Source organism: Pseudomonas sp. MLB6B (assembly GCF_054508135.1).
In genome coordinates, this window is record NZ_CP199313.1 from 1,395,330 (window position 1) to 1,421,296 (window position 25,967).

The 25,967-nt window shown below is 63.8% G+C and carries 22 protein-coding genes; 6 read left to right on the forward strand and 16 right to left on the reverse strand.

The annotated features are described in order from the left end of the window. Window positions 1-630 carry a pseudouridine synthase gene (locus ACSMEV_RS06070; RefSeq protein ID WP_459207635.1) on the forward strand — a complete coding sequence of 210 codons (630 nt, stop codon included), beginning with the start codon at window positions 1-3 and terminating at the stop codon, window positions 628-630. A gap of 25 nt (window positions 631-655) precedes the next feature. On the opposite strand, the gene ACSMEV_RS06075 is transcribed toward ACSMEV_RS06070, so the two are convergent. After that, the gene (locus ACSMEV_RS06075; RefSeq protein ID WP_314494292.1) at window positions 656-859 is read right to left on the reverse strand and encodes a DUF2788 domain-containing protein; all 204 of its coding nucleotides are present in this window, start codon (window positions 857-859) and stop codon (window positions 656-658) included. A gap of 58 nt (window positions 860-917) precedes the next feature. Continuing rightward, a complete protein-coding gene (locus ACSMEV_RS06080; protein ID WP_296269314.1) occupies window positions 918-1,394 on the reverse strand; it encodes an Lrp/AsnC family transcriptional regulator in 477 nt (158 codons plus the stop codon). A gap of 396 nt (window positions 1,395-1,790) precedes the next feature. Here ACSMEV_RS06080 and ACSMEV_RS06085 point away from each other — a divergent pair, with 396 nt between their 5' ends. After that, the gene (locus ACSMEV_RS06085) at window positions 1,791-2,702 is read left to right on the forward strand and encodes a DUF6515 family protein (RefSeq protein ID WP_459207636.1); all 912 of its coding nucleotides are present in this window, start codon (window positions 1,791-1,793) and stop codon (window positions 2,700-2,702) included. A gap of 310 nt (window positions 2,703-3,012) precedes the next feature. Here the strand turns inward: ACSMEV_RS06085 and ACSMEV_RS06090 are convergent, their stop codons facing one another. Next, window positions 3,013-4,284, reverse strand: coding sequence for an Hsp70 family protein (locus tag ACSMEV_RS06090; protein WP_459207637.1), 1,272 nt, complete (start codon window positions 4,282-4,284; stop codon window positions 3,013-3,015). Window positions 4,285-4,447: 163 nt separating this feature from the next. Between ACSMEV_RS06090 and cbpA the strand changes: the two genes are divergently transcribed. From cbpA to ACSMEV_RS06105, 3 genes are all read left to right on the forward strand, one after another. Continuing rightward, window positions 4,448-5,404: a curved DNA-binding protein gene (cbpA, locus tag ACSMEV_RS06095; RefSeq protein ID WP_459207638.1), complete on the forward strand. Its 957-nt coding sequence runs from the start codon at window positions 4,448-4,450 to the stop codon at window positions 5,402-5,404. A 2-nt stretch (window positions 5,405-5,406) separates the two neighbouring features. After that, on the forward strand, window positions 5,407-5,712 hold the full coding sequence (locus ACSMEV_RS06100; protein ID WP_459207639.1) for a chaperone modulator CbpM: 306 nt from the start codon (window positions 5,407-5,409) through the stop codon (window positions 5,710-5,712). Between the two features lie 97 nt (window positions 5,713-5,809). Beyond that, on the forward strand, window positions 5,810-6,172 hold the full coding sequence (locus ACSMEV_RS06105) for a hypothetical protein (RefSeq protein ID WP_459207640.1): 363 nt from the start codon (window positions 5,810-5,812) through the stop codon (window positions 6,170-6,172). Window positions 6,173-6,179: 7 nt separating this feature from the next. Here ACSMEV_RS06105 and ACSMEV_RS06110 read toward each other — a convergent pair whose 3' ends face one another. Further along, window positions 6,180-6,698 carry a GNAT family N-acetyltransferase gene (locus tag ACSMEV_RS06110; RefSeq protein ID WP_459207641.1) on the reverse strand — a complete coding sequence of 173 codons (519 nt, stop codon included), beginning with the start codon at window positions 6,696-6,698 and terminating at the stop codon, window positions 6,180-6,182. Between the two features lie 208 nt (window positions 6,699-6,906). Next, window positions 6,907-13,932 carry a Tc toxin subunit A-related protein gene (locus tag ACSMEV_RS06115; RefSeq protein WP_459207642.1) on the reverse strand — a complete coding sequence of 2,342 codons (7,026 nt, stop codon included), beginning with the start codon at window positions 13,930-13,932 and terminating at the stop codon, window positions 6,907-6,909. A 545-nt stretch (window positions 13,933-14,477) separates the two neighbouring features. On the opposite strand from ACSMEV_RS06115, the gene ACSMEV_RS06120 reads away from it, so the two are divergent. Further along, window positions 14,478-14,678 (forward strand): hypothetical protein, encoded by a 201-nt coding sequence (locus tag ACSMEV_RS06120; protein ID WP_459207643.1) that lies wholly within the window; start codon window positions 14,478-14,480, stop codon window positions 14,676-14,678. A 51-nt stretch (window positions 14,679-14,729) separates the two neighbouring features. Here the strand turns inward: ACSMEV_RS06120 and cycA are convergent, their stop codons facing one another. From cycA to cbiE, 11 genes are all read right to left on the reverse strand, one after another. Then, window positions 14,730-16,121 (reverse strand): D-serine/D-alanine/glycine transporter, encoded by a 1,392-nt coding sequence (cycA, locus tag ACSMEV_RS06125; RefSeq protein ID WP_296269324.1) that lies wholly within the window; start codon window positions 16,119-16,121, stop codon window positions 14,730-14,732. Window positions 16,122-16,337: 216 nt separating this feature from the next. Next, a complete protein-coding gene (locus tag ACSMEV_RS06130) occupies window positions 16,338-17,699 on the reverse strand; it encodes a PepSY-associated TM helix domain-containing protein (protein ID WP_459207644.1) in 1,362 nt (453 codons plus the stop codon). 138 nt (window positions 17,700-17,837) lie between these two features. Beyond that, a complete protein-coding gene (locus tag ACSMEV_RS06135) occupies window positions 17,838-19,895 on the reverse strand; it encodes a TonB-dependent copper receptor (RefSeq protein WP_459207645.1) in 2,058 nt (685 codons plus the stop codon). Between the two features lie 61 nt (window positions 19,896-19,956). After that, complete coding sequence (locus ACSMEV_RS06140; protein WP_459207646.1) at window positions 19,957-20,421, reverse strand: DUF2946 domain-containing protein; 465 nt, start codon at window positions 20,419-20,421, stop codon at window positions 19,957-19,959. Window positions 20,422-20,440: 19 nt separating this feature from the next. Continuing rightward, window positions 20,441-20,923, reverse strand: coding sequence for a copper chaperone PCu(A)C (locus ACSMEV_RS06145; RefSeq protein ID WP_459207647.1), 483 nt, complete (start codon window positions 20,921-20,923; stop codon window positions 20,441-20,443). A 47-nt stretch (window positions 20,924-20,970) separates the two neighbouring features. Further along, complete coding sequence (locus ACSMEV_RS06150) at window positions 20,971-21,357, reverse strand: DUF2946 domain-containing protein (protein WP_314493888.1); 387 nt, start codon at window positions 21,355-21,357, stop codon at window positions 20,971-20,973. Window positions 21,358-21,485: 128 nt separating this feature from the next. Further along, window positions 21,486-22,337 carry an SPFH domain-containing protein gene (locus ACSMEV_RS06155; protein ID WP_459207648.1) on the reverse strand — a complete coding sequence of 284 codons (852 nt, stop codon included), beginning with the start codon at window positions 22,335-22,337 and terminating at the stop codon, window positions 21,486-21,488. Window positions 22,338-22,362: 25 nt separating this feature from the next. Next, window positions 22,363-22,800 (reverse strand): NfeD family protein, encoded by a 438-nt coding sequence (locus ACSMEV_RS06160; RefSeq protein WP_314493885.1) that lies wholly within the window; start codon window positions 22,798-22,800, stop codon window positions 22,363-22,365. Between the two features lie 144 nt (window positions 22,801-22,944). Beyond that, window positions 22,945-23,664 carry a cobalt-precorrin-6A reductase gene (locus tag ACSMEV_RS06165; RefSeq protein WP_459207649.1) on the reverse strand — a complete coding sequence of 240 codons (720 nt, stop codon included), beginning with the start codon at window positions 23,662-23,664 and terminating at the stop codon, window positions 22,945-22,947. Then, a complete protein-coding gene (locus tag ACSMEV_RS06170; protein WP_459207650.1) occupies window positions 23,661-24,755 on the reverse strand; it encodes a cobalt-precorrin-5B (C(1))-methyltransferase in 1,095 nt (364 codons plus the stop codon). The genes ACSMEV_RS06165 and ACSMEV_RS06170 overlap by 4 nt, the downstream gene beginning before the upstream one ends. After that, window positions 24,748-25,959: a precorrin-6y C5,15-methyltransferase (decarboxylating) subunit CbiE gene (cbiE, locus tag ACSMEV_RS06175; RefSeq protein ID WP_459207651.1), complete on the reverse strand. Its 1,212-nt coding sequence runs from the start codon at window positions 25,957-25,959 to the stop codon at window positions 24,748-24,750. Before cbiE ends, ACSMEV_RS06170 begins: the two co-directional genes overlap by 8 nt. Between the last annotated feature and the right edge of the window lie 8 nt (window positions 25,960-25,967).

Sequence of the window (25,967 nt, forward strand, 5' to 3'; positions counted from 1 at the left end):
ATGCCCCCGCCATCCCGTTCCACCCCGCGCCGTCCCTCGGCGCGGCCCGCCGCGACACGGCGCCCGCCCAAGGCGCCACCGGCCGAGCCGCGGCTGGTCCTGCTGAACAAACCCTTCGACGTGCTGACGCAGTTCAGCGACGGCGAAGGACGCGCCACGCTCAAGGACTTCGTCGACATGCCCGGCATCTACCCGGCCGGGCGGCTAGACCGCGACAGCGAAGGCCTGCTGCTGCTGACCAACGACGGGCGCTTGCAGGCGCGCATCGCCGACCCCAAGCACAAACTGGCGAAAACCTACTGGGTACAAGTCGAGGGCGAGGTCAGCGAGGCGCAGTTGCAGCAGTTGCGTGAAGGCGTCGTGCTCAACGACGGCCCCACCTTGCCGGCCGAAGCGCGCGCGCTCGACGAGCCGGCGCTGTGGCCGCGCACACCGCCCGTGCGCTTTCGCAAGAGCGTGCCGACCTGTTGGTTGGAACTGGTCATCCGCGAGGGGCGCAACCGCCAGGTACGGCGCATGACGGCGGCGGTCGGGCTGCCGACGCTGCGCCTGGTGCGGGTGAGGATCGGCGATTGGACCCTGGACGGGTTGGAGCCAGGCGCATGGCGCGAGGTGCCGGTGCCGCGCTAGGCATATTGCGTGGCTTGTCGCTGCGTCACACGCCTTCGATCAACGCCACCGCAACCGTCTTGACGACGAACGCCATCACGCCCAGGCCCAGTACGAAAAACAGGATCAGCGTGCCCAGGCGTCCGGCCTTGGACTTTTTTGCCAGGTCCCAGACGATGAAACCCATGAAGCCGACCAGCGCGCTGACCAGGCCGATCATCATCCACTCTTCGAACACCGCCGGGTCCATCGCTGCGCTCCTTCAAGGTCGATTCGCACGGCGAGCATAGCCCACCGGTCGCTGGCATTCAGCGCAGGTGGGTCAGCGGCATCTCGGTGCTGGCCAGTACCTGGTTGAGCACGAAGCTCGAACGCACGCTGGTGACGCCTTCGATACGGGTCAGGCTGCCGAGCAGCAGTTTCTGGTAGTGGTCCATGTCGGGCACCACGACCTTGAGCTGGTAGTCGGCGTCCATGCCCGTCACCAGGCTGCATTCGAGCACCTGCGGCAGGCTGCGGATCACCGCTTCGAAGCTTTCGAAGCGCTCGGGGGTGTGCCGGTCCATGCCGATCAGCACGTAGGCGGTAAGGCTCAAACCCAGTTTCTTGCGATCGAGCAGGGCCACCTGACGGGAAATGTAGCCGTCGTCTTCGAGCTGCTTGACCCTTCGCGAGCAAGGCGAGGGCGACAGGCCGATGCGTTCGGCCAGTTCCTGATTGGAAATGCGTGCGTCGCGCTGCAGTTCTTCGAGGATGTTCAGGTCGTAGCGGTCGAGTTTGCTCATGTTCAAGGCCTTGTCTATGCAGATTGCGGCGAATTATCGAATCAGAGTTAAAAATTGCGCAAGCAGTATTTGAGTCAGCAATATTCGCAATCTTATGTCGGGCCGCTTGCTCTATCGTTATCAACAGAATCACTGCCCGGACAACAGTCCACGGCGAGGCGCCTCAGACAGGCGCTCGCGGCCAGGCCATCCCACCGGATCCGCCAGGCCCCCGGGCTACACCCAGTCCAGAAGACCGGGTGAGGTGAGCCGACGTTATCCACGTCGAGCACGGACGACCATTCGAGAGGGAGGCCCCAGCGGCCTCCCTTTTTTAATGAGCGCGATTTACCGCCCGGGGGCAGGGTGCGGGTAGACTCGACGGTGTTGATGCCAATGTCGGTCGAGGGTGGTGCGATGAAGTCAGGTTTCGCTCGGTGGGCGTGTGTGGGTGTGATGTGCATGGGACTGACTGCGCCTGTGCTGGCCGCGCCTCTACCAGCCGAAGGACCGTCGCCGGCAGCCGGGCTGAATGAAGGCGCCGCCGCGCAGAACCCGCCGGGCCATTCGCCGCTCAATTCCCGTGACGAAGTCTGGCAGACCCAGCCGGCACGCCCCGGCTTTTACCGCGACATCCCCCGTCGTGAGGGCGACTATGACCCCTGGCAAGCCGGCGGTCCTGGCCAGCGCCCCGGCGGCGATTGGCCGGGGCGGCCTCATGGGCAGGGCAACGGCTGGGGCGGCGGCCCGCAGTTGCGGCCTGGGCAGCGCATCGACGGTTTCGCCGAACGACACTGGAAGATTCCCTACCACGGGCAGGACTACTTCTATTCGGGCGGGTACTGGTATCGGCCGTACGGCAATGCCTATATGGTCGTCACCCCACCCTACGGCTTGCAGGTCGACGGGCTGCCGGACTATGCCCAGGAGGTATGGCTGAACGGGCAGCCGCTGTTCATCGTGGCCGGCACCTATTACCAGTATCTGCCGGACATCGGCCAGTATCGGGTGGTCGACCCGGCGGCGATGCAGCCGCAGACCGCGCCGGCGCCGCGGCCCATGCCAGGCCAAGCGCCCCAGCCCATGCCAAGCCTTCCGTCGCAGCCGTCAGCGGGTGCCGCTCCGGCCATCGACGTTGAGCCGCTGTACGGGCAAGGCCCACAGCAGCAACAGCAGGACGGCGCCCAGTGTTATCAATGGGCCGTCGGCCAATCCGGCTTCGACCCCGTCAATGCGCCCTATGCCCCCGCCCAGTCGGTCTGGCAGGTCTACCAGCAGGCGCTGGGCGCCTGTCTGCAAGAACGCGGCTATCGCCTGCAACCGCGATAAGCCTGGGTATGGCCGTTCGCCGCGCCACAGCAAGCGTCATGTCCGTCGATGAAAAGGCGGCCTACTGGGGCCGCTGTGCGGCCCATCGCGGCTGAAGCCGCTCCCACACGTCTGTGCGTACCTGAGCAACACACGTTTCCTCTGTGGGAGCGGCCGGTTCGGCGTTCCGATCAGCCGCGATGGCCGGCGACGCCGACCTATTGGCCCCAACGCGTTGTGACAAGGACTGCACAGTATTCAAGTCGCCAACCGCATCGCACGCCCGTGCGAATGAACCCAAATCCCGGCCGCTCACCCTCGAACGCTGCGGTCAAACCGTGCCATAGCGCTTGCGCGCCTCAATCGCCAGGCCGCTGCCGATGCTGCCGAAGATGTTCCCCTCCACATGCCGCGCGTTGGGCAGCATGGCCGCCACGCTGTTGCGCAGCGCGGGAATGCCGCTGGAACCACCAGTGAAGAACACCGTGTCCACCTGCTGCTCGCTCACCCCGGCCTTGGCCAGCAGTTCGCGCACGCTGCCGCGCACCCGCTCGAGCAACCCATCGATGGCGCTTTCGAACAGCGCGCGGGTCAGCTCGGCGCTCAGCTCCGGCTCGACGCGGCTCAGGTCGATGCGCCGCGAAGGCTGCTCGGTCAGGTCGATCTTGCTGGCTTCCACTTCCATCGCCAGCCAGTGCCCGGCGCGCTGTTCGATCAGGTTGAACAGCCGGTCGATGCCCAGCGTGTCTTCGATGTCGTAGCGCATGCTGCCCAGGGCCAGTTGCGACTTCTTCGAGTACAGCGCGTTGATGGTGTGCCACGTGGCGAGGTTGAGGTGGTAGCTGGTCGGCATCAGCGCCTGGCTCTTCATGCGGCTGCCATAGCCGAACAGCGGCATGACGCCTTGCAGGCTCAACTGCTTGTCGAAGTCGGTGCCGCCGATGTGCACGCCGCCCGTGGCGAGGATGTCGCTGTGGCGGTCGTCGAGCAGATGGCGCTCGGGCGACAGGCGGATCAGGCTGAAGTCGGACGTACCGCCGCCGATGTCGACGATCAGCACCAGTTCCTCACCCGCGATGTTGGCTTCGTAGTCGAAGGCGGCGGCGATCGGCTCGTACTGGAACGACACGTCCTTGAAGCCGATCTTGCGCGCCACCTCGGCCAAGGTGTCCTCGGCCTCCTGGTCGGCGGCCGGGTCTTCGTCGACGAAGAATACCGGCCGGCCCAGCACCACCTGCTCGAAGCTGCGCCCCGCCTCGACCTCGGCGCGCTGCTTGAGTTCGCCGATGAACATGCCCAGCAGGTCCTTGAACGGCAACGCGGTGCCCAGCACGCTGGTGTCGTGCTTGATCAGCTTGGAACCGAGCAGGCTTTTCAGCGAGCGCATCAGCCGGCCTTCGTAGCCTTCGAGGTATTCGTGCAGGGCCAGGCGGCCATACACCGGGCGGCGCTCTTCGAGGTTGAAGAACACCACCGAGGGCAGGGTGATCTTGCCGTCTTCCAGCGCGATCAGCGAATCGACGCCCGGGCGGTGCCAGCCGACCGTGGAATTGGAGGTGCCGAAGTCGATGCCGCAGGCGCGGGCCGGGGAGAGGTCAGACATGAAGAAAAGCTTCCGGAGGCAAAACGGCCGCGCAGTGTATGCGAGTCGGCAGCTAAATCAAGACCGGTCATCCGTTGCAAGAAGCGCCCAAGCGGGCCTTGAACGGCTATCCTTGGGCCTTATCTTCAGTTGCAACATGTAACTTCACATTGGTGACCCTTGGATGGACTTCAAAGACTACTACAAGATATTGGGCGTCGAGCCGAGCGCGGATGACAAGGCCATCAAGGCCGCCTACCGCAAGCTGGCGCGCAAGTACCACCCCGATGTCAGCAAGGAGCCCGGCGCCGAAGACAAATTCAAAGAGGCCAACGAGGCCTATGAAGTGCTGGGCGATGCGCAGAAACGGGCCGAATTCGACGAGATCCGCAAATACGGTGGCCAGCATGGCCGGCCGTTCCAGGCCCCCCCTGGCTGGGAGAATCGCGGCGGCGGTGGCGGCGGCTTCGACAACGGCGATTTCTCCGATTTCTTCAGCTCGATGTTCGGCGCCCGTGGTGGCAGCCCCTTCGGCCGTGGTCAACAGCAGCAGCGCAGCGCCGGGCGCCGAGGGCAGGACGTGGAGCTGGAACTGGCGATCTTCCTGGAAGAAACCCTGAGCAAGGACGCCAAGCAGATCAGCTTCCAGGTGCCGCAGAGCAATGCGGCCGGCCAGCGCACCGGCTTCACCACCAAGACCCTGAACGTGAAGATTCCCGCCGGCGTGACCGACGGCGAGCGCATCCGCCTCAAGGGCCAGGGTGCTCCAGGCCTGGGCGGCGGTGCCAACGGCGACCTGTTCCTGACCTTGCGCCTGGCGCCGCACCCGCTGTTCGACGTCGAAGGCCACGACCTGGTCATCACCGTACCTCTGGCGCCTTGGGAAGCCGCGCTGGGTGCCAAGGTCGCGGTGCCGACCCTGACCGGGCGCATCAACCTGACCATCCGCCCCGACAGCCAGAGCGGCCAGCGCCTGCGGGTCAAGGGCATGGGTCTGACCAACAAGCAGGGCGAGCGCGGCGACCTCTACGCGCAGCTCAAGGTGGTCATGCCCAGCCAGTCCGACGCGAAAGCGCGCGAACTGTGGAGCAAACTTTCCGAACAGGCCGCCTTCGACCCGAGGGCCAACTGGAGCAAGTGACCATGAGCAGCAGCCTGATCGTGCAACTGGACCTGCACACCCTTTGCCGCGAGGCCGATGTGCCCGCCGACTACGTGATCGCGATCGTCGAGCACGGCATCGTCGAGCCGCGGGGGCGAACGCCGAAAGACTGGTTGTTCGACGATCAGGCGCCGCTGCGCGCTCGGCAGGCGGTCAGGCTGCATCGGCAGTTGCAGCTGGAATGGGAGGGCGTGGCGTTGGCGCTGGAACTGCTCGACGAGGTACGGCAACTGCGTACCGAGAACGCCCGTCTGCGCCAGCAATTGGGGCGCTTCATGCAGCGGTGAATAAACTGACACCGACATTTTTGTCAGTAGACGGCATGGTTGGCGGTTTTCCATAGTGCGAGCCTGACCTGTCTTACCAGACGAAGAGGGCTTCGCCATGAGCATCGAGATTGCCGAAGATAAACAGGATTACGCCGGGCCCATTTCCAAGCAAGGCGTGGTCGTCATCGAAGTCTATAAAGTGTCAGGCAGAGCCAGCCCGGCGGTCAGTGCCTACATGAAGCAATGGTCAGCGCATGCCAACTCTGCGATCACCTTCCTGAGGGTGCCACTGGAGCTGGCCATGGCCGACCCCGACACGTTCGATGGCCTCGCCAGTGCCCCAGCCGTGTGCTACTTCAAAGGTGGCAAGTGCGTACTGCAGGTGCTGGGCAATTACGTCAACAGCAACTACACGCTGCGCACGGACCCTGCCCAGGGCTGGTACGAGAAAAAGCTGGCCGACGTACTGCGCGGTTGAGGGCGCGTCAGTGTGCGGGGTTGGCATCCTCATCCAGTTGCAATTGCATGAGCGTCAGGTCGAGCCAGCGGCCGAACTTCACACCGACCTGGGCCATTTGCCCCGTCACGGCGAACCCCAGACGCTCATGCAGGCGAATCGAAGCGGCATTGCCGCTCTCGATGGCCGCCACCATCACATGCTTGCCACAGGCGCGAGCCCGCTCGATCAGTTCGGCCATCAGGCGTGGCGCCAGGCCTTTGCCACGTTGGTCGTGGCGGATGTACACCGAATGCTCAACCGTCAGGCGAAAGCCTTCGAACGGGCGCCAGTCGCCGAACGAGGCGTAACCGAGCACGCCCGTGTCGTCGACCGCTACCAGGATCGGATAGCCCTGTTGCGCCCGTGCTTCGAACCAGGCCTGGCGATTGGGCAGGTCTACCGGATTTTCGTTCCAGATTGCCGTGGTGTTGCGCACTGCGTCGTTGTAGATGTCGAGGATGCCCTGCACATCGTTGGACAGGGCATCGCGTATTTTGTAACTCATGGCAGCGTCTCGCAGGGGGTGTTTGCACGTTAAGTGAATACCAGACCACGCACACATTCAGCCTGGATGTTTTCGCCATGGCTGTGCCGCACGAAAAGCTCGCTTTAGAAAGGGCATGCGAGGTGTGACGTGGCGGTCGAGCTTGGCGCCTGAAATATTGGCGTACGTAGGATTGGGGCCGTACAGCGGCCCCAATCCCATCACCGCGTCAGCTTTTGTCCTGAACTGCGGATGCGCTTGCTGCTTTGCGAATTTTTCCTATCTCCTTGACGAACGCGTCGTCACCTGCCTTGGCCGTGTACACCATGTTGAACCGTATGTCGTCGATGATCGAAAGGTCCTTGAGCAGTTCCTCGTTGCCCAGTAGCTCCAGCGTCCATTGTGAGATGGCGCCTGTGCCTTCGAACGGCAAATAACGGCCATCGTGGAACATCAACTCATACACCCAGGTACCTGCATCGTACCCAAGCCCATCTTCGGCCACGGTCGACGACAACGCGATCTGCTGGTTTTCGCGGGGGTTGCGCATGACCAGTTTGGGGTTCTCACGCGCGGCCGTTATCGTTTCATCGCTTTCTTTGCCTGGGTAGAACGAGCGGGCCGCATCCTTGTCGGCCTCAAGCAGCGTAGCGCTACCGGTCTGCTTGAGGATTGCATACAACTCTTCCACCTGTTTCTCTGCCTTGGCGACGAGCGTGACGGACACGTATTTCAGTTGGCGCAGGTACTGACCCGGGTAGCCTTTGTCGAAATCCTCTGCCTTGAATTCGAATGTGTGGGTCAGCGCAGTAGTGCGATTGGCGTTCTTTTTGAAAATGCCGGCCCACTTTTCTTCGGGCTTGGTTGCAACACTGTCCAGTTGGTTCTTGAGGCTGAAGGACTTCTTGATCGTCAATCGCCGCTCGTTTCTGGCCAGGTACTCATTCTCCATCTGCTGCAGGTTCACGAGCAGCGATTCGCCCACCAGCATGCCTTTGTATTGGTCGCGCCAGGCACTCGTATCGATGAAGCTGTCGCGCCGGTAGTCACCGATTTCATAGCGCCAGGCGGCCTCTACCCCCATGCACAGGGAGCGTACGGCATCGTAGGCCGCCCCATAGATAGACTCCTGGCGTGCCACCAGCCAGTTATAGACGGGAATGATGGTAAACCCGGTAGTCATGGACACGTAGGCTTCCTTCAGGTTGACGAGGTCCTGTCGGCACTGGTCAAGGGCGATGGTACTGGCATTGAGTTCGATGTTGGTTTCGGCCAGTTGTTGGTTGAGGATCTTCAGATCCCATTCGACCTGGCTTTTGGCAAATACCCACTCCGCTGCGCGGCGGTTGTAGCCTGCCTGCACCGTCAACTCGTCGGCGATCATTTTTGAAGCCTCGGCTGCGGCAGACAAGGCCTGGGCGGTTCTGGCCATGGGGGCTGCCGGTTGGTTGCCGCCAATCGCCATGCCGTAAATGGTAGGCACCGCGACTTCCAAACCGCCAGCCAGGTATTGGAAGGGAATGCCGAGCAGCGTTGTCGCATTGGCGGTCCACGTGAGCGCGGTGGCGGCCTCTTCTTCCAGGGATCGACCGACGTCGATGAGGTCGCTGAAATACGTTTCCTGCGCCGATAATTTATCGCGGCTGATCAGCAGTCCTTTTTTCTTCGCCTCAATGTTGGCAACCGCTTCTCTTTGCAAGCGAATGGCGAACTCGGCCATCCCGATATCCTGCGCTTTCAATTGCACCGACAGGCTGGTGTTGAACTCTTCCTCCATCAAACTCATGTAGTGTCGGCCGAAATCCGACAATTGTTGCGCCGCTACTTTGGCGAGGGGCAGCAATTGGCGGAAGCGGTAGTGCGGGATATCGACCTGGCCACTGCGGTAGGGGATGGGCAGATTGCTCACGCCGCCTTGCCCATTGTCGAAAGCGTCCACACTTTCGCTGCTCCAGTCCAGCGCTGGAAGCTTTTTGCCATCCAGGGTAAGGCCGTTGCGCAGGTTGTACAGGCGGCTTTGCAAGGTTCGGTGCAGGTCAAGCACCCGGCCATTGATTGGCCGGCGGAAGTTGCCGTCGTCGACCGACGCCAAGGCCACCACGTTCCAGCGCGAAGCACTGCTACCTGCTGGTAGCGGGCCAAGCAGCTGCTGCGCCTGCTGGTAGCACAGCCAGGCCTGGTTCAGTGAGCTGAGGGTGAGCTGGCGATAAAAGTGGTCGCCCTGCAACTGCCAGTTCTCCAGCAGCGACAGGTAGATCGCCTGTTGGTAGTGACGCGACAGGGTGAACACCCGGCTGATGGGGTCGACACCCTTGCGCAGGGCTGAACCCAAGGTCCCGACCTGGGCTAGGGGGCAGGTACCCCAAGGCGCGGGGCGGCCATGCGCATCAGCTTCGGTCCGGTAAGGGTTGAACAGGTAACGCAGGTACCAGTCTTCTGCCTCTTCGAACTGTTGTTGCTCGGTCAGGCGCATGGCCACCAGGGCGGGCACATGCAGGAACAGCTCACGGAAATACAGAGCGTTGGCGCCGTGGAAATCCATGTCTACCGGCTCGTCGGACTCCAGGCCCGGCTCTTGCAGTTTCTGCGTGTCCCACGCCAGCACCTGCTCGACCCCTTGGCTGGCGCGTGAGACGAGGTTCTTACCGAACAGCGTATTGAGGCGAATCTTATGCGTTGGCCAGATCGGTTCGAGTTTCGCTACCTGGCTAAGGTCGAGGTACTGTGCCTGCTTGGCATTCGAGGCAATCGAAATAGTCCAGAGCTCGTCATTGTCGGTGATGTTCTGTACTTCAAACGTTGCGGTCGTTACATCTTCTTTATATGTGCTTCGGGGGCTGTGGTCGAGTTTTACTTCTATTTTTTTATAAGTTTTTGCGTCTATTTTTAATATTAGGGAATAAGTGTCTTTGTGTATGAAGCAATTCTCTCCGCGTATGAGGGCAAAATTACCGCGGAGTGATTCGCCGTCTGCGAAGATCTCTACGGAATAGCTTATTTTAGGAAGGTCCATAGAGAGTGGTTCTGAAATATTAGGGGTTTTCTCAAGATCAATGGGCCCTTGTAAAGTTATCTCGATCTCATGCTTTTGGGGTGAAGTATATTTTGCAGTAATACCAAACTGCTTTCTATTTGTCTTTGACGTAGTGAGTACCAAGTGTGTGGGGCTGCCGTCGTAAGGGTGCTGTATCGCGTGCGCATTACTGTAAGAGGCCAGCAGTGAGGTAAAGAGCGTATCAGCCTCTTCATCGGTGATCGCCTTGTTTTCCAACAGCAGGAGGTCCCGTGCTTCGAGGTAATAGTCCGTGCCCCGGGTGAGCCCATCGGTTTTTGTAACTGTTCGAGCGCTGTCATACAGGACGGCAGTCAACCATAGATCCTGATTGCTGGACTCTTGCACGACCACGATCAAACCCGGCATGAAATCCCGGTTTTTTGCGCGGTTTTCGTCCCACCGTCCTTCTTTATAGCCATCCAGGCAGAACAGTTCATTGCTGGTGCTCCAGCTACCGTCGCTCTGTTGGAATACGAAGTTCACTGACAGCTTGCGTTTGTTAGGCAAGGTCCGGTTCTGTTTTTCGCGGTCCGGTAAATCGGTGCTGCCTCGCTCCACCCAGAATACATAACGGCGCCCGGCGATGACCACCGGCCGGACGGTGTCATGAAGTTTCCCATCGGATTGGCTTTGTGCGATTTCGCCCGTCGGTGCCAGATCGATTTTCTCCCATTCGCTCCAGGCAAGCGGGCTTAGCCGGTTCTGGTTGTCACGCAAGCTGATATCCAGTGTCCGCCAGTAATACTCCTGCGGTGTGGTATTGGTCTTGGCGATGAAGTGATAGGTGTCCTGCTTGGGGTCATGCCCATCCATGTAACCGCTGATGACTTGCAGGTTGCTGACCCGTTCGAACTTGGCCAGGTAGGTGCAGATGGCGGTGTGCAGGAGCGAGGTGTCCATCTTGCCTTGGTTGAGGGCCACCTCCAGTTCCTGAAACGCCACGCTCTTGTTGGTCCGGTTGGCGTAGTAGATGAGGTTGGCCGGGTGGTTGGCGCGCTCGATCAGGCGTTTCCAGGTGCGATACTGCCCCAGCCCATTCTGCCATTCGGCCTGAGCCTCGCCGGCTGGGCTGGCATTGCCGTAACCGGGTTCGAGCCGCGCAAACAGCCGTGAAAGGTAGTGCTGCAAGGTGCCGATGGCCTGGTTGAGCGGCGTAGTGGCGACCTCGCTGGCGACCCGGATATCGGTCAGACAATAACTCGACAGGTCATCGAAGGAGGTCACGCCGGGCTGGGCATCAGGCTCAGGCGCTGCCCAATGCGAGATCAGGTAGCCGGCCAGTGCGTCGCGCCAGCGTTCACGCATCTGTTTGTCTACTACTTCGCGTAGCGCGTCATCGATGCTGGCCATCAGCAGTTGGCTGGCACCCTCGTACTCCCGGTATGGCGAGGTCTCGTCGAGCTCGCTGAGGCTCAGCAGCGAGTTGCAGGCCAAGCCGGTTTTCTCGCAGAGCCGTTTCAGCCGCAGGATGGAGTCGATGTCGCTGATGGTGCAGGGCACGCACGGCGTTCCGACCAGACGATTGACCGTTCCAGGCCGGTCGGCGAGTGCTTCCATTGCAATTGGCAAGTAGGCAGCTGAAGTATCTGTTTCTTTACTTTCCCACGACTTTCGCCATTCATCAGGTTTATATGCTTTGTTGTACTGTTCCTGAGTAAGTAGCAGCGGCCCAGGATTTTGCTTGAGAAATGCATTTAACTTGTCCACAAAGCCTTGAAATTTAGCGTAGGAATTGTACCCCACGTAGCGCACTACAAATTGCCTTAAGGCGGACTTGATTCCGATGTAATTGTAGTGGCCCCGTTCTGCTTCGGAGAGCGTTTCCAGGAAGTCGTCAAAGGTCGGCCTTGCGTCTTCTACCACGCCTACTTTCATAATGCTCGGGCAGGCCTCTTCCACTTCACGCTCATCCCACCCTAACAAGGTGCCTAATGCCTTGGACGCTTGGGCGATTTTTTCCGGATCCGTGGAGAAGCGGTGTTTGGTCAGATAATCGATGACGTCACGTTCATCGGCGCCATTGGCCCTGCTCACCTCGACCCAAACCCGGAAGCGACTGAGCTGATAGCACAGATCGAGATTAAGGGCCTCGTCCGGGGTCTTTTCCAAGTCGAACCATTCCGGATGGTCACAAAGTGCCCTTAACACACCGGGGCTTACACGCAGCAGGCCAACAAGAGCGCAGCGGCGCTCGGCTTTGGACCACACCAGGCTTGATTCCCACCGGTCAGCGGCCTTGGTCTTGCTGTCCTGATCGAGGATCGTTATCGCTGCATTCAGCAGCTGTGTCGCTGTCGTACCGGGCCAGTCCAGCAGTGCCGTCATATGTGGCAGGCTGAGGTCGAGCTGAGTCCGCTGATTGCTAAAAACGACCATCAACAAGTTTGCTGCCGCCTCTTGCTGATCGCTTTCAGTCGCCTCAGGGAGCAGAGCTTTCCTGATAGATTCGCCATGCGTCTGGAGGGCACTCTGCAACGAGCTGCCCACCGCTATCTCCGCTGCAGGTACTGGCGCCAACGTCGTTAGCAGAACACTGGGCAAAATCTGCTGTTGATGCAGCCACTGGTCGAGGTTGCCAAGTGCGACCAGAATGTCGAGCACATCGCTGGTACCTGAGACAACGCTGATCAGCGGCGTGCTCGCCAACTGGGCGACCACATCGGTGCCTGTCGTTGCCAACAGCTCGACCAGCGCACTTGCCTCCCGGGCGGAACGCTTGAACAGGCGATGCAAACGGCCAAGGCGATACAGCGCACTGATCAGCGACAGGGAGACAGTGAGCGTCTTCAGCCCTTGCGCCTGTTTGACCTGCGCCAGATACACCTGTGTCGCCTGCTCATCCACGCCCAATGCCTTGGCCAGCGCTGGTACGACCTTGAACTGGCCATCCTCGCCGTCGGCCGGGTCGAATGCGCGGTCGTCGAGGATCAGTGGGTTGGGTGTGTCGAGCTGGCCTGCACCTGGGCCATCGAGTATCCGGTCCAGCATCGGTGCTTGCTCGCCAACCCCGAACGGGTTGATTTCGCACACCAGGGCGGCGAACTGTTCGGCGCTGATACCGTAAACTTCGTTCAGGTAGCGGAAAACGCCCATGGCACGGATAGTGGACGGCGACAAATGCCAGTTGCCGACCTGACCTTCGGCACGCAGGATCGACATCAACAGCAGGTCGACGTCCTTGAAAGGTAGCGCCAGCGCCCGTTGCAGGTGGATCATCTGATACATACGCGACAGGCAGTCGTAATCCATCCAGTCAAACTGCGGTTTGATACCCGCACCGGCCAAGGCATCCTTGATCGTGAGTGGCGTTTTTCGACGCGCATTGATGTAGGCCGCGCCGTGATGGAAATTGTTCAGCACAGGCTTGCCGGTGGGACGGTAAGCATTGGATCTGTGCACCAGGCTGTAGCTGGCTGCAGTGTTGTCATCGATCCCGGCCACGGCCAGCATTTCCAGGATCTGCTCGAAACTCAGCCCGGTTCGGCGGCCGAATGTTTCTACATCGAGCAACGATGCGATGGCCTTTTTAGCGTCGATATCGGCCATGCCGTACCACTGACGCCATCCGTTGCCGGACGCGCGCAGGGGCTTTTCTTCTAGTAGCAACGCTTGCAAGGCGGGGCTGAAGCCGCTGGCGTTACGCATGACCTGGCGCAACTCATCGCTGCACAACCCTTCGTAGCAGAAGCTGGGGTAGCTGTGCTGCGTCTGCAGCAGCAGTTCGAACGGCGGGATTTTTTTGTGCGAGAGCACGGCCTTGGCCTGCTCGTGGGCATAGTTGAACGGCAGTTGGGCATACTGGCCCGCGCTTGCCAGGGTTTCGGGCAAGTAAGCCGTTGGCCCGGAACGTTCCTGGGCGTGATGGGTGAGGACGCGAATGGCCAGGGTCAGAGCGCTGACGGGTTGCTCCAGCTTGCTGGGGTCGAGCAGCAGGGCGCCGATATCCGGGCGACGTTGCGCAAGCGTCAGGCGGTCGGTCTTGGTGCTGGTGTTCTCAATTTCAATGGCTTTCTGGTAGAGCGCATGCAGATAAGCGATGTGCCCGGTGTTCGATTCGGGAGCATCGGGGCTGCACGGGTTGGACAATTGTTCAGGGAATAGCTTGGCGTAAGTATGCGCGGTAGTAGATTGTTCGGTCATGCGGGCATGCTCCCTGACGGGTGAGGATGGTCGTTGCCATACATCGAGGCCAGGGGGCATTTCAGACCCAATACGGGGTTGCCACAACTGACAAAAATATCAGTGGGCATTGGACAAATGTTCGTAAACAGCTGTGATGACCGGTGCGGCACGCTGGGCGCTTTTGACACTTGAGCGGTACTTGAGTACCGTGCGGCACCGCAGTAGATTCTGCGGCACGGGATTGGCGTCCCGTTGTCGGAAATTGGACACCGCTCACGTACGAGCGCCGTGTCCCGCAAGGCTGTACCCGTTATGGGCGGAGCCGTGTGTGGGAGCCTTCGGGCTCACCGGACTCCGACCGGCAACGCCAACCCGCACGGCTCCGTCCACCCATATTGGCGTATGGGCACGGAGTGACATTTCGGAAGCGTTGCAAGGAGTCGCACCATGTCCAAAAAGATCGTCCCGGACCCACCCTGCCTGTCGTTCGAATGCCTCTTTTACGCCCAAGAGGTACGCCCATGACCTTGCCATCTGACACCCCTCCCAATCCTGAAGCTCCTCGCCCAGTCACCGCCTGTACAGCCTTCGGCACCTGCAACCATGCCCACGAGCCTACGTTCATGGTTCGCCAGGGGATCGACGCTGAAGATGCGCTGGTATGCGCAGTCGCGGCGCTGAAAGCGGCCTACGAAACCAACGCCATCGCGCTGGAGAAAGCGGTCGAGCCGATGCGCAGCCTGCTGGCGGCAACGGAAAACTCGCTAGAGAAAGGTCTGGCCTTAACCGAGGCCGTTCTACAGGGCATCGAGGCCGATCACTGAAAGGAAAAAGGGCGCCCTTCAGGTCTGAAGTGCGCCCTCATCGCCATGCGCTCAGCGGCGCAATTGCCGTTTGCTGCGCACGAACCGATACGTCACCGCCAACACCACGAACCAGATCGGCGTCACCACCAGCGCCGAACGGGTATCGGCCTCCAGGCTCAACAGCACCAGGATGAAGGCGAAGAACGCCAGGCACACGTAGCACATCGCCCGGCCGCCCGGCATCTTGTACTTCGACGCCTGGTGCAGGGCGGCACGGCGTTTGCGGTATGTCAGGTACGACAGCAGGATCAGTGTCCAGACGAACATGAACAGCACCGCCGACACGGTGGTGACCAGGGTGAAGGCCTCGACCACGTCCGGCACCAGGTAGATCATCACCGCGCCCAGCATCAGACAGATGCACGAGAACAGCAGGCCGTTGGCCGGCACGGCGCGGCGCGAGAGTTTTTCGAAGGCTTTCGGCGCGTCGCCTTCCTGGGCCAGGCCGTAGAGCATGCGGCTGGTGGAGAACACGCCACTGTTGGCCGAAGAGGCCGCCGAGGTCAGCACCACGAAGTTGATGATGCTCGCCGCCGCCGGCAGGCCGGCCAGCACGAACAGCTCGACGAACGGGCTTTTGCCCGGCACCACGTCGCGCCATGGCGTCACGGCCATGATGGCGATCAGCGCCAGCACGTAGAACACGATGATGCGGATCGGGATCGAGTTGATCGCCCGTGGCAGGGTGCGCTCGGGGTTCTTCGCTTCGGCGGCGGTGGTGCCCACCAGCTCGATGCCGACGAAGGCGAACACGGCGATCTGGAAACCGGCGAAGAAGCCCATCAGGCCATGGGGGAACATGCCCTCGTCGTTCCACAGGTTGGCCAGTTGCGCGGTGCGCCCGCTGGGCGACTCGAAGCCGGTGACCACCATGTACAGGCCGGTGGCGACCAGACCGAGGATGGCCACGATCTTGATCATGGCGAACCAGAATTCGGTTTCGCCGAACATCTTCACCGTCACCAGGTTCAGCGACAGCAGCACCGCCACGCAGGTCAGCGCCGGTATCCACTGCGGCAGATCGGGAAACCAGAACTGCGAATAGGCAGCGATGGCGATGACGTCGGCGATGCCGGTGATCACCCAGCAGAACCAGTAGGTCCAGCCGGTGAAGTAGCCAGCCCAGGGGCCGAGCAGGTCGGCGGAAAAGTCGATGAAGGATTTGTAGTTGAGGTTCGACAGCAGCAGCTCGCCCATCGCCCGCATGACGAAGAACAGCATGAAGCCGATGATCATATAGACGAAGATGATCGACGGGCCGGCCAGGCTGATGGTCTTGCCCGAGCCCATGAACAGGCCGGTGCCGATGGCACCGCCAATGGCGATGAGCTGGATGTGGCGGTTGTTCAGGTTGCGTTGCAGGTGCTGGTCATCGGGCGGAGCTTGGGTGGTCCGGGTCATGGTCTGCATTCCATTAGGGGCCGTCCTCTGAGGAGACGTAGCCGCGTAGGCTACCACGGCCTCCACCCGGCGTAGCGCGACAGATCGACACGAGGAATGCGCAGCAGGGATTTGCCGTACCGTCATGTTGACGACGGTCAACGCCACCGGCCCGAGCGTACGCGCCTTGCGCCAGTGACGTTGTCCGCACAGGCGCAGGCGCATCCCGCAGTCAGCTTAAGCGCCGACGGCCCGCTGCCGCCGCACCACCAGGCTGTCGACCGCCCACAACACCAGCATCGACACCCCCACCAGCGGGAACACCACGCCCAGCACCAGCATCACTGCCACCGCGACCTTCCACCGCGGCAGATCGTGGCGCAGCGGCGGTACGCCCAGGCCCCGGCTCGGACGGCGCTTCCACCACATCACCAGGCCGCTGACCGAGCCCAGCAGAATCATCAGGCACACCAGCAGCACGATGATCTGGTTGGCCGCGCCGAACATCATGCCTTCGTGCAGCTTCACGCCCAGTTCGGTGGCGCGGGCGGCGGCGTTGTAGTCGCGCCAGCCGACGTCGGCCAGGACGCGGCCGTCGTACTGATCGATGTGCAGAGTCGCGTCGTTGCGCGGGTCGTCGGCGAATACCGAGACGGTGAACACGCCTTCGGCACCGGTGGGCAGGGTGATGCTATAGCCGGGTGCCACACGCTTGGCGGTGGCGATGTCCTCGACCTGCTGCAGGCTGACCTGCGGCGCGGCAGGGCCGCTGGACATCATGTGGTGGCCGGCATGTTCGGCGTGGGCACCCGACTGCGGCATGGGGGTGTTCTCCACCGCCCAGGGCACGGTCTGGCGGTGGGCCTGGTTCAGCTCGCCGGCCTGGCGGTTGGACTGCGGCACGTCGGTCCACATGGCGGCCGGAAAGCGGTTCCACAGTTCGGCGTACTGCTTGCCCCAGAACCCGGTCCAGGTCATGCCGCTGAGCAGCATCACCAGCAGCAGGCCGGCGCCCCAGAAGCCGCTGACCGCATGCAGGTCGCGCCACCACAGGCGACCCGTGGCGGCCTTGCGCAGCCACAGCACGCCGCCACGCCGCCCGCGCGGCCACCACAGGTACAGGCCCGAGACCACCAGCACGATGCCCCAGCCGGCGGCCATTTCGATCAGACGGTCACCCAGGGTGCCGATCATCAGTTCGCTGTGCAGCGCCCGGGCGATGGCCTGCAGGTTGCGTTTGCCGTCCTGCTCGCCCAGCACCGTGCCGCGGTAGGGGTCGACGAACACGTTCAGTTCGCGTCCGGCATCGTGCACCACGAACTGCGCGCTGCGGTCGGCGGCAGGCGGGGGCAGGTATTGGGCGACATGGGCCTTGGGGTAGGCCTGCTGCACGGCGGCCAGCAACTGGTCGGCGTCCTGGCGGTGGTGCTCGGCCTGCACCACCAGCAGAGCGCGGTACATCAGCGGGTCGAGCTGGGGTTTGAACAGGTAGACGATGCCGGTCAGCGCCAGCAGGATCATGAAGGGTGCGACGAACAGCCCGGCGTAGAAATGCCAGCGCCAGGCCAGGGAATAGAAGGATGTACGGGGTGCACGCAAGAGAACCTCCAAAGATGGGCATGTGGGCGTTGGCGCTTGGCACCAACGCGTTGCATGCGCATCCCAACGCATCAGGGCAGAGAGTGGGCGCGATTCGAACCGCGCCCCTATTGTTTGGGTCAGCCTAAGCAACCACCGTCAGAAGCTGATATCGACCTTGGTCCACAGCGTTCGTCCCGGTTCGTTGACCGCTTGCGGGTCCAGCGCCGGGTAGCCGAAGCCGGCGTTGCCGGCCAGGTTCAGGTGCTCGGAATAGGCCTTGTCGAACAGGTTGTCCACCCCCGCGCTGAGCTTGAGGTTGGCGTTGACCTTGTAGGCACCGTTGACCGAGAACACACCGAAACCTGCGCTCTGGTCGTAGTCCTTGCCGACCACGTTGCCCTGGTTGAGGGCCACGCGGTGCTGCGCGGAGGCCAGGCGCCAGAGGCTGCCGACACTCCAGCGGTCTTGGCTGTAGGTCAGGCCCAGGCGGCTTTCCAACGGCGGCATCTGCGGCAAGGCGCGACCGTTGCTGCTGTTCTTGCCCCAGGCGTAGGCCAGGGTGGCGTCGGCTTTCCAGTGTTCGGTCAGGGCGTAGGCCGCGCCCAGCTCGCCGCCCATGATGAGGGCGTCGACGTTGCGCGCCTGGCTGGCGCCCATCATGGCGCCGGCGTAGTCGAACAGGATGTAGTCGCGCACCTGGCCCGCATAGGCCGATGCCCAGGCTTCCAGGCGCTCGCCGCGGTACTGGATGCCGGCATCGAGCTGGGTGGTCTTCTCGGGCTTGATGGCGTCGAAGGCGTTGACCGAGCCCTGCGGGCCCATCTTCGGCGAGAACAGCTCCCAGTAGTCTGGGAAACGCTGGGCATGGCCCAGGCCGATGTAGGTAGTGGCGTTCAGCGCGGCCAGGTCGTGCTCGTAGCGTACGAAGCCGCTGGGCAGGGTGTCGGCGCGGGTGTCGCCGCGGGTAGCCAGGCCCTGGCGGTAGTCCTTGGCCGAGGCGCGGTCCAGGCGTGCGCCGCCGATCAGTCGGTCGTCGCCGCTGGCGTACCAGGTCAGTTCGCCGAAAGCGCCGTAGTTGTGGAAGTCGGCGTCCTTGGTCCAGGGCTGGGCCTTGTGCGCATCGACGCCCATGCCGCCCCGCTTGCGGTGCTCGTTGGTCTGCGCATCCAGGCCGCCGATCAGCTGCACGTCTTCCCAGCGCCAGGTGGCCTTGACCCGCCCGCCCAGGGTGCGGCGGTCGACGTTGCTGACCATGGGCATGCCCATCATGCCGCTGCCCGAGGGGCGGCGCAGGCTGTAGTTGTCCATCACGTGGTCGGCGTAATTGTAGTAAGCCTGGGCTTCGAGCTTGTCCAGTACGCCGCCGAGGTTGGATTTTTCGAAACGCAGGCCCAGGCTCTCGCGCTTGAACTGCGAGCCGTCCATGCCGCGTCCAGCATAGCGCGACTCGCCGTCGCCCTTGCCGGCAGTCAGCTCCAGCAGGGTGTCGGTGTCGGGCGTCCAGCCCAGGGCGACATCGCCGTTCCACTTGTCCCAGCGCGACGGCACGCGGTCGCCGTGGCCGTCGTCGTAGTCGCCGGCGCGCGACTGGTTGCCGACGAAGCGCGCGTAGCCCTCGCGATTGCCGGCGGCAGCGTCCAGCACCTTGTCGAAACGGCCGTTGGAGCCGGCCAGCAGGCTGGCATTGACGCGGCTGCCGAGCGTACTGAAGTGTTCCGGTTCACGTTCGAACAGCACCGTGCCGGCCGAACCGCCCGGGCCCCAGACCACGCTCTGCGGGCCTTTGATGACGGTCAAACGGTCGTAGGTTTCCGGGGCGATGTAGGACGTAGGCGCGTCCATACGGTTGGGGCAAGCGCCGAGCATCAGGCCGCCGTTGGTGAGGATGTTCAGGCGCGAACCGAACATGCCGCGCAGCACCGGGTCGCCGTTGGTGCCGCCGGCGCGGATGGCGGAAAAGCCGGGAATGGTCTTTAGGTAGTCGGCGCCGTCGCTTGCCGGCACCGGCTGGCGCGGGTCCTTGGGGTTGGTGGTGACGGTCAGCGGCGAGCTGGGCGCCACCGCGGTGATAACCGTGGGGCTCAGTTCGCCCTCGGCGGCCGGTGGTGTGGGCGCAAGGTCGGCGGCCAGGGCCATTGGCGCGATGAGCGAGCCGCAGAGCAGGGCGATGCTGCCGCGCAGGGACAAGGCGGAAACGGGGATACAGCCAGACATAATGATTCCAGTCGATCAGTCAGTAGTGGGCGCGAAGCACAGGGCTTCGGCGGTATAGGCGTCAGACGATCGACAGGCTGGGCGGCGCGCGGCTGCGTGCGCCTGGGAACACGGCCTGGCGGCCATGCCCGCTGCGCACGGGCGCCGCCACGTGCAGCGGGGCGGGTACGTGGCTGAAGGTGAGGGGGCTGAGGGTCTGCGGCAGGGCCGGGCAGTTGAACAGCAGGCTGCAATAGCCGCATTGCTCCCACAGCACATGCAGGTGACCGTCGTTGCCCGTGCCGTGGCTGGCATGGGCGCCGTGGTCGGGCGTGGCGGCTTGCCCGGCCGCGGGCATGTCCATGGCCATGGACATGTGCGCCGGCATCGGCATGGCCATGCCGGCGTGATGGTTCATCGGCATCGACTGGGAAACCAGCGGGCCGATGAAGATCATCCACATGGCGAACAGGCTCAGCCAACTGCCACCGACGCGCCTGCGGGCAGGGCGGGTGGTACGGCGGGGCCTGTGGCGCGAAAAGCTCATGGAGGGCGCGGGCTAGCGATCAGTGGGCGTGGTCGTGGCCTTGTTGCGCGGCCGGCGCCTGCTGCTGCACCGCGACCTGCACGGTGACGTTCCCGGCGCGCTCGAAGTGCAGCGTCAGCGGGAAGCGCTGGCCGGCCACGAGCAGGCTGCGGTCGCTGGGTTGCAGGATCATCACGTGGTAGGCGCTGGGGGCGAAGACCAGGTCCTGGCCGGCCGGCACGGCGACGCTTGCGACCTGCTGCATGCGCATCGCGCCGCTGCCCGATTGCACGTGCTCGTGCAACTGCGCTTGGCTGCCGACGGGTGTGTCCACCGACAGCAGCCGGTCGTCGCGCTTGCCGTTGTTGTGCACCACGAAATAGGCCGCCACGTTCGGCGCGTTGGGCGGCAGGGCCAGGGACCAAGGATGGGCGATGTGCAGGTCGCCAACGGTGTATTCATGGGCATTGGCGAAGGCGCAGGGCAGCAGCAGGGCGGCCACGACGAGGGCTTGCTTGAGCATGGTGAAGCTCCGATCGATTGAGGTTCGGGCAGGTGGTACTGGAACACTCAAGCGACAGGGGAGGCGCGGGGATTGATGCCGGGCCAGAGCTGGCGCGGTGTGGGTCGATAGGTGGGGTGTTCTTCGAGCGCGCCGAGGAGGCGTTGCGGCGGGTGGCGCATGTGCAGTGGCTGGCCGCCCAGGGCCAGCAGTGGCGCCGCGCCCGAACAGCACCAGCAGTGCTGCATGTTGGAATGTTCGTCGTGGGGCTGGCCAAGGTCGATCTTGGCCAGCCCTTGCACTTCGACCAACGCCTTGCCGGCGCTGGAACAGAACGCACCCCACAGCAATGAGTCCGCCGAGCTTTTGGGCGTGGCGGCGGACAGCGGCATGGCCAGCATATTGAACAGCACTGCCAGGCAGGCGATCCAGGCGATGTGGCGACGTGGGGGCATGGAGAGATCCGGTCAGGAATCAGCGGCGTATTGTACGGCGCAGTATAGGGAAATATCGCCGGGTGCGGTGATGTGCCGCAGCGGCGCTCTTACCAGGCGCATCGATACCTGACCGAGGGTGGGTGGCCTCAGGCCTTGCGCCCCATCAGGCCGCGCACGGTTTCCTGCAGGTCGGCCGGCAGTACGACGATCTTGGCGTTGCTGCTGGCGGCCAGGGTTTCCATCGCGCCGATGTAGCGCTCGCCCAGTAGGTACATGGCCGGCGTGGTTTCGTTACCTACGGCATCGCGCACCAGGGTGATGGCCCGCGCCGAGGCTTCGGCCAGGTTGATCTGCGCTTCGGCGTCCAGCTTGGCCGACTGCTGCCGCGCCTGGGCTTCGAGGATCGCCGCCTGCTTGGCGCCTTCGGCGCGGGTCACGTCGGCTTTACGTTCACGCTCGGCGGCGGCCTGGCGCTCCATGGCCAGCTGCATGTTCTGCGATGGCTTGATGTCCTGGATTTCCACCGAGCGTACGGTCACGCCCCAGTCTTCGGTCTGCTCCGACATCGCCTCACGCAGACGCGCCTTGATCTGCTCGCGGCTGGACAGCGCTTCGTCCAGGTCCATGGCACCGATGATGGCGCGCAACGAGGTCATGGTCAGGCTGGTGACGGCGAAGGAGAAATCCTGCACGCCGTAGGAGGCTTTCTGCGGGTCGACGACCTTGGCGAAGCACAGGGCGTTGGCGACGATCACCGCGTTGTCGCGGGTGATGATTTCCTGCTGCTGCACATCGAGGATGATGTCCTTGGTCGGCAGGCGGTAGGCGACCACGTCCATGTAGGGGATGAGGATGTTCAGGCCAGGCTTGAGGGTGCTGTGGTAGCGGCCCAGGCGCTCGACGATCCACTCCTCGCCTTGGGGCACGATGCGCACCCCCTTGAACAGGGTGACGAGAACGAACAGGGCAAAGGTGATGGCGACGATCAGGCTGGTCATTGGGGGGCGTCCTTTTGCTGTGGATTCAAGCTCGGCTGATGCGGGCGGTGTTGCCTTCGATGGCGGTCAGGCGTACGCGCTCGCCGACGGCGATTTCGCTGTCGGCGACACAGATCCATTCTTCGCTGCCCAGGATCGGCTTCTGGAAGCGCACGCGGCCTTTCTGGAACTCCGAGACGGCGGCGGTCAGCAGGCCCACTTCGCCGATCACGCTGTCGGCGGTCCAGCGCACGTCGGGTTTCTTGCGGCGGAATATCTTGAACCAGAGCAGGGTGGTGACCGACGAGAACAGCACCCACAACAGCACCTGCATATCCAGGTGCAGGCTGGGGACGACGAGGGCGGTCAAGGCGACCAGAACGGCGCCGATGCCGAACCAGAGAATGAAGAAAGTGGGCAGGAGCAGTTCGAGCAGGATCAGGGCCACGCCGAAAACGAGCCAGATCCACCATTGCATGTCCATATGGCGGTCTTCCAGAAAGGGGTTGCGCAGTTTACGGCAGTGGCGCAGCCAGCCGCCATTGGCCCTGCGGCTGAAACGATGCGGGAAATGTCCTCGCTACCCCTCAGACGAAACTGTGCTCCTTCGCCCCGCTACAACGGGCGGTCAGCGCGCCAACGCCGCCAGCAGCGACGCCACGTCGAAGAACTCGCAGTCCGCCGCCGGCAACGGCGGGCGTTTGAGCACCAGCACCGGAATGCCCCGCTCGCGCGCCACTTCGAGTTTGGGCTCGGTGGCGACACTGCCGCTGTTCTTACTGACCAAGACGTCGATCTGCCGTTGAGCGAACAGTGCGCGCTCGTCGGCTAGCTGAAACGGGCCGCGCGCGCCGATCACCTCGCAGCGCTCGTTACCAGGGCAGGCATCGAGGGCGCGCAAGGTCCAGAACTGCCGCTCGGGGATTTCGTCCAGGTGTGCCAGCGGTTCGCGGCCCAGGGTGAACAAGGGCCGTACGAAGGGGTCGAGTGCGGCGATCAGTTCAGGCCAGTCGGCGACCTCGCGCCAGTCGTCGCCGGGTTGGGCCTGCCAGGCCGGTCGGCGCAGCGCCCAGCAGGCCACGCCAGCGCTGCGCGCGGCCTGCACGGCGTTGGCGCTGATCTGTGCGGCGTAGGGGTGAGTGGCGTCGACCAGCAGCGTGATGCCCGCCTCGCGCAGGTAGCGCGCCAACCCTTCGGCACCGCCATAGCCGCCCACGCGCACCTGGCAGTTCAGGTCGTGCGGCACCCGGCCGATGCCTGCCAGGCTGTAGACATGCTCGGGCCCCAGGCGACGGGCGATGGCCAGCGCCTCGGTGACGCCGCCCAACAACAGGATGCGCGGGTTCATAGGCGCCCCGCCGTGCCGACGATGCCGCCCTGGCGGTCGATGGCGAACACCTCCACCTGCACCTGCGCCGGCACTACGCTGCGGGCGAAGGCCAGGGCGTGGGCGCACACCGCATCGCCCAAGCCGATGCCGGCCGCATGGCTCAAGGCCAAAGCCTGCTGGCTCGTGTTGGCGCCAAGGATGGCCTGTTGCAGCGTGGCGTCGGCGCCGAGGTCGGCGGCCCAGCCGGCCAGTTGCGGCAGGTCGATGCTGGAGTGGCGGCTGTGCAGGTCCATGTGCCCGGCGGCCAGCTTGCTGATCTTGCCGAAGCCGCCGCACAGGGCCAGGCGCGCCATGGGCACGCGGCGCAGGTGCTTGAGCACCGCGCCGACGAAGTCGCCCATCTCGATCAGGGCGATGTCGGGCAGGTCGTAGACCCGGCGCATGGTGTCCTCGCTGGCGTTGCCGGTGCAGGCGGCGATGTGCGTGTAGCCATTGCTGTGGGCGACGTCGATGCCCTGCTGGATGGACGCGATGTAGGCGGCGCAGGAAAACGGCCGGACGATGCCGCTGGTGCCCAGGATCGACAGGCCGCCGAGAATGCCCAGCCGCGGGTTCATGGTCTTGAGCGCCAGTTGCGCGCCGTCGCGCACGTTCACCGTGACTTCGAAACCGCCGGCAAAGCCCAGTTCGCACGCCAGTTGCGTCAAGTGTTCGCTGATCATGCGCCGTGGCACCGGGTTGATCGCAGGTTCCCCGACCGCCAGCACCAGGCCGGGGCGGGTCACCGTGCCCACGCCTTCGCCAGCGATGAAGCGCACGCCGGGCGCGTCGAGCAGGCGCACTTGGCTATAGAGCAGGGCGCCGTGGGTCACGTCGGGGTCGTCGCCAGCGTCCTTCAAGGTGCCGGCTTCAGCCATCTCGCCCTGGACACGGCAGAACTCCAGGCGCATCTGCACCACCCTGCCCTTGGGCAGGGTGATGTGCACGGCATCGCAGCCCTGGCCACTGAGCAGCAGGCGCGCGGCGGCAAGGCTGGTGGCGGTGGCGCAACTACCGGTGGTCAGGCCGCTGCGCAGGGGGGCGGGGGTTTCGCGGGTTTCTTCACGCATCGAGGGGCTTGACCACCTCGAGCAGGGTGATGGGCAGCGCCTGGCGCCAGGTATCGAAGCTGCCCAGGGGTTGCGCCTGGGCCACATGCAGACGGGTCAGGTCGCCGCCATGGCGCTCGCGAAAGTGCGCCAGGGTCAGTTCGCTCTGCAGGGTCACGGCATTGGCCACCAGCCGTCCGCCTGGGCGCAGCGCCGCCCAGCAGCGCTCCAGCACGCCTTCGCGGGTGACGCCGCCGCCGATGAACACCGCATCGGGAGTTTCCAGACCGTGCAGGGCGTCGGGCGCTTTGCCGCGGATCAGGTGCAGGCCGGGCACGCCGAGCGCTTCGCGGTTGAATTCGATGAATGCCTGGCGCCCTTCGTCGGCCTCGATCGCCAGGGCGCGGCAGCTGGGATGGGCGCGCATCCATTCGATGCCGATCGAGCCGCAGCCGGCGCCGACGTCCCACAGCAGCTCGCCAGGGCGCGGCGCCAGGCGCGCCAGGGTCATGGCGCGCACGTCGCGTTTGGTCAATTGGCCGTCGTGGCGGAACGCATGGTCGGGCAGGCCGGCGAGCGGCGACAGTGGCACGGCCTGCGGCCCGGCCAGGCACTCGACGGCCACCAGGTTGAGCGGCGCCAGCGGGCCGTGGGGCCAGGCGTCGGCCCGACCGCACAGGCGGCGCTCGTCGGGGCCGCCCAGGTGTTCGAAGACCTGCAAGCGGCTCGGGCCGAAGCCGCGTTCGGTCAGCAGAGCGGCCAGCGCCGCCGGGCTGTCGCCGTCGTTGCTCAGCACCAGCAGGCGCACACCGCTGTACAGGTGGGCGTTGAGCGCGCTCAGGGGGCGCGCCACCACCGACAGCACCTGCACCTCCTGCAACGGCCAGCCCAGGCGCGCCGCGGCCAGGGCGCAGGAGGAGGGCATCGACAGCACGTGCAGCTCGTCGGCAGGCACCTGGCGCGCCAGGCTCGCGCCGACGCCATAGAACATCGGGTCGCCGCTGGCCAGCACGCATACCGGCTCGCCGCGCTGCGCCAGTACCGGCGCCAGGGAAAACGGGCTGCTCCACGGCACCTGCTGGCCGGTCACGCAGCGTGGCAGCAGCGCCAGTTGCCGCGGGCCGCCGAAAATCTGCCGGGCACCGAGCAGCGCGCGGCGGGCCTGTTTGCCCAAGCCGCTGAAGCCGTCTTCGCCAATGCCTACTACTGTCAGCCAGGGTGTCATGGGGTCCT

Bases quoted from the DNA above. Each gene is read 5' to 3' on its own strand.
- ACSMEV_RS06070 (WP_459207635.1), top strand. From the start codon at position 1: ATGCCCCCGCCATCCCGTTCCACCCCGCGCCGTCCCTCGGCGCGGCCC.
- ACSMEV_RS06075 (WP_314494292.1), bottom strand. From the start codon at position 859: ATGGACCCGGCGGTGTTCGAAGAGTGGATGATGATCGGCCTGGTCAGC.
- ACSMEV_RS06080 (WP_296269314.1), bottom strand. From the start codon at position 1,394: ATGAGCAAACTCGACCGCTACGACCTGAACATCCTCGAAGAACTGCAG.
- ACSMEV_RS06085 (WP_459207636.1), top strand. From the start codon at position 1,791: ATGAAGTCAGGTTTCGCTCGGTGGGCGTGTGTGGGTGTGATGTGCATG.
- ACSMEV_RS06090 (WP_459207637.1), bottom strand. From the start codon at position 4,284: ATGTCTGACCTCTCCCCGGCCCGCGCCTGCGGCATCGACTTCGGCACC.
- cbpA (WP_459207638.1), top strand. From the start codon at position 4,448: ATGGACTTCAAAGACTACTACAAGATATTGGGCGTCGAGCCGAGCGCG.
- ACSMEV_RS06100 (WP_459207639.1), top strand. From the start codon at position 5,407: ATGAGCAGCAGCCTGATCGTGCAACTGGACCTGCACACCCTTTGCCGC.
- ACSMEV_RS06105 (WP_459207640.1), top strand. From the start codon at position 5,810: ATGAGCATCGAGATTGCCGAAGATAAACAGGATTACGCCGGGCCCATT.
- ACSMEV_RS06110 (WP_459207641.1), bottom strand. From the start codon at position 6,698: ATGAGTTACAAAATACGCGATGCCCTGTCCAACGATGTGCAGGGCATC.
- ACSMEV_RS06115 (WP_459207642.1), bottom strand. From the start codon at position 13,932: ATGCCCCCTGGCCTCGATGTATGGCAACGACCATCCTCACCCGTCAGG.
- ACSMEV_RS06120 (WP_459207643.1), top strand. From the start codon at position 14,478: ATGGTTCGCCAGGGGATCGACGCTGAAGATGCGCTGGTATGCGCAGTC.
- cycA (WP_296269324.1), bottom strand. From the start codon at position 16,121: ATGACCCGGACCACCCAAGCTCCGCCCGATGACCAGCACCTGCAACGC.
- ACSMEV_RS06135 (WP_459207645.1), bottom strand. From the start codon at position 19,895: ATGTCTGGCTGTATCCCCGTTTCCGCCTTGTCCCTGCGCGGCAGCATC.
- ACSMEV_RS06140 (WP_459207646.1), bottom strand. From the start codon at position 20,421: ATGAGCTTTTCGCGCCACAGGCCCCGCCGTACCACCCGCCCTGCCCGC.
- ACSMEV_RS06145 (WP_459207647.1), bottom strand. From the start codon at position 20,923: ATGCTCAAGCAAGCCCTCGTCGTGGCCGCCCTGCTGCTGCCCTGCGCC.
- ACSMEV_RS06150 (WP_314493888.1), bottom strand. From the start codon at position 21,357: ATGCCCCCACGTCGCCACATCGCCTGGATCGCCTGCCTGGCAGTGCTG.
- ACSMEV_RS06155 (WP_459207648.1), bottom strand. From the start codon at position 22,337: ATGACCAGCCTGATCGTCGCCATCACCTTTGCCCTGTTCGTTCTCGTC.
- ACSMEV_RS06160 (WP_314493885.1), bottom strand. From the start codon at position 22,800: ATGGACATGCAATGGTGGATCTGGCTCGTTTTCGGCGTGGCCCTGATC.
- ACSMEV_RS06165 (WP_459207649.1), bottom strand. From the start codon at position 23,664: ATGAACCCGCGCATCCTGTTGTTGGGCGGCGTCACCGAGGCGCTGGCC.
- ACSMEV_RS06170 (WP_459207650.1), bottom strand. From the start codon at position 24,755: ATGCGTGAAGAAACCCGCGAAACCCCCGCCCCCCTGCGCAGCGGCCTG.
- cbiE (WP_459207651.1), bottom strand. From the start codon at position 25,959: ATGACACCCTGGCTGACAGTAGTAGGCATTGGCGAAGACGGCTTCAGC.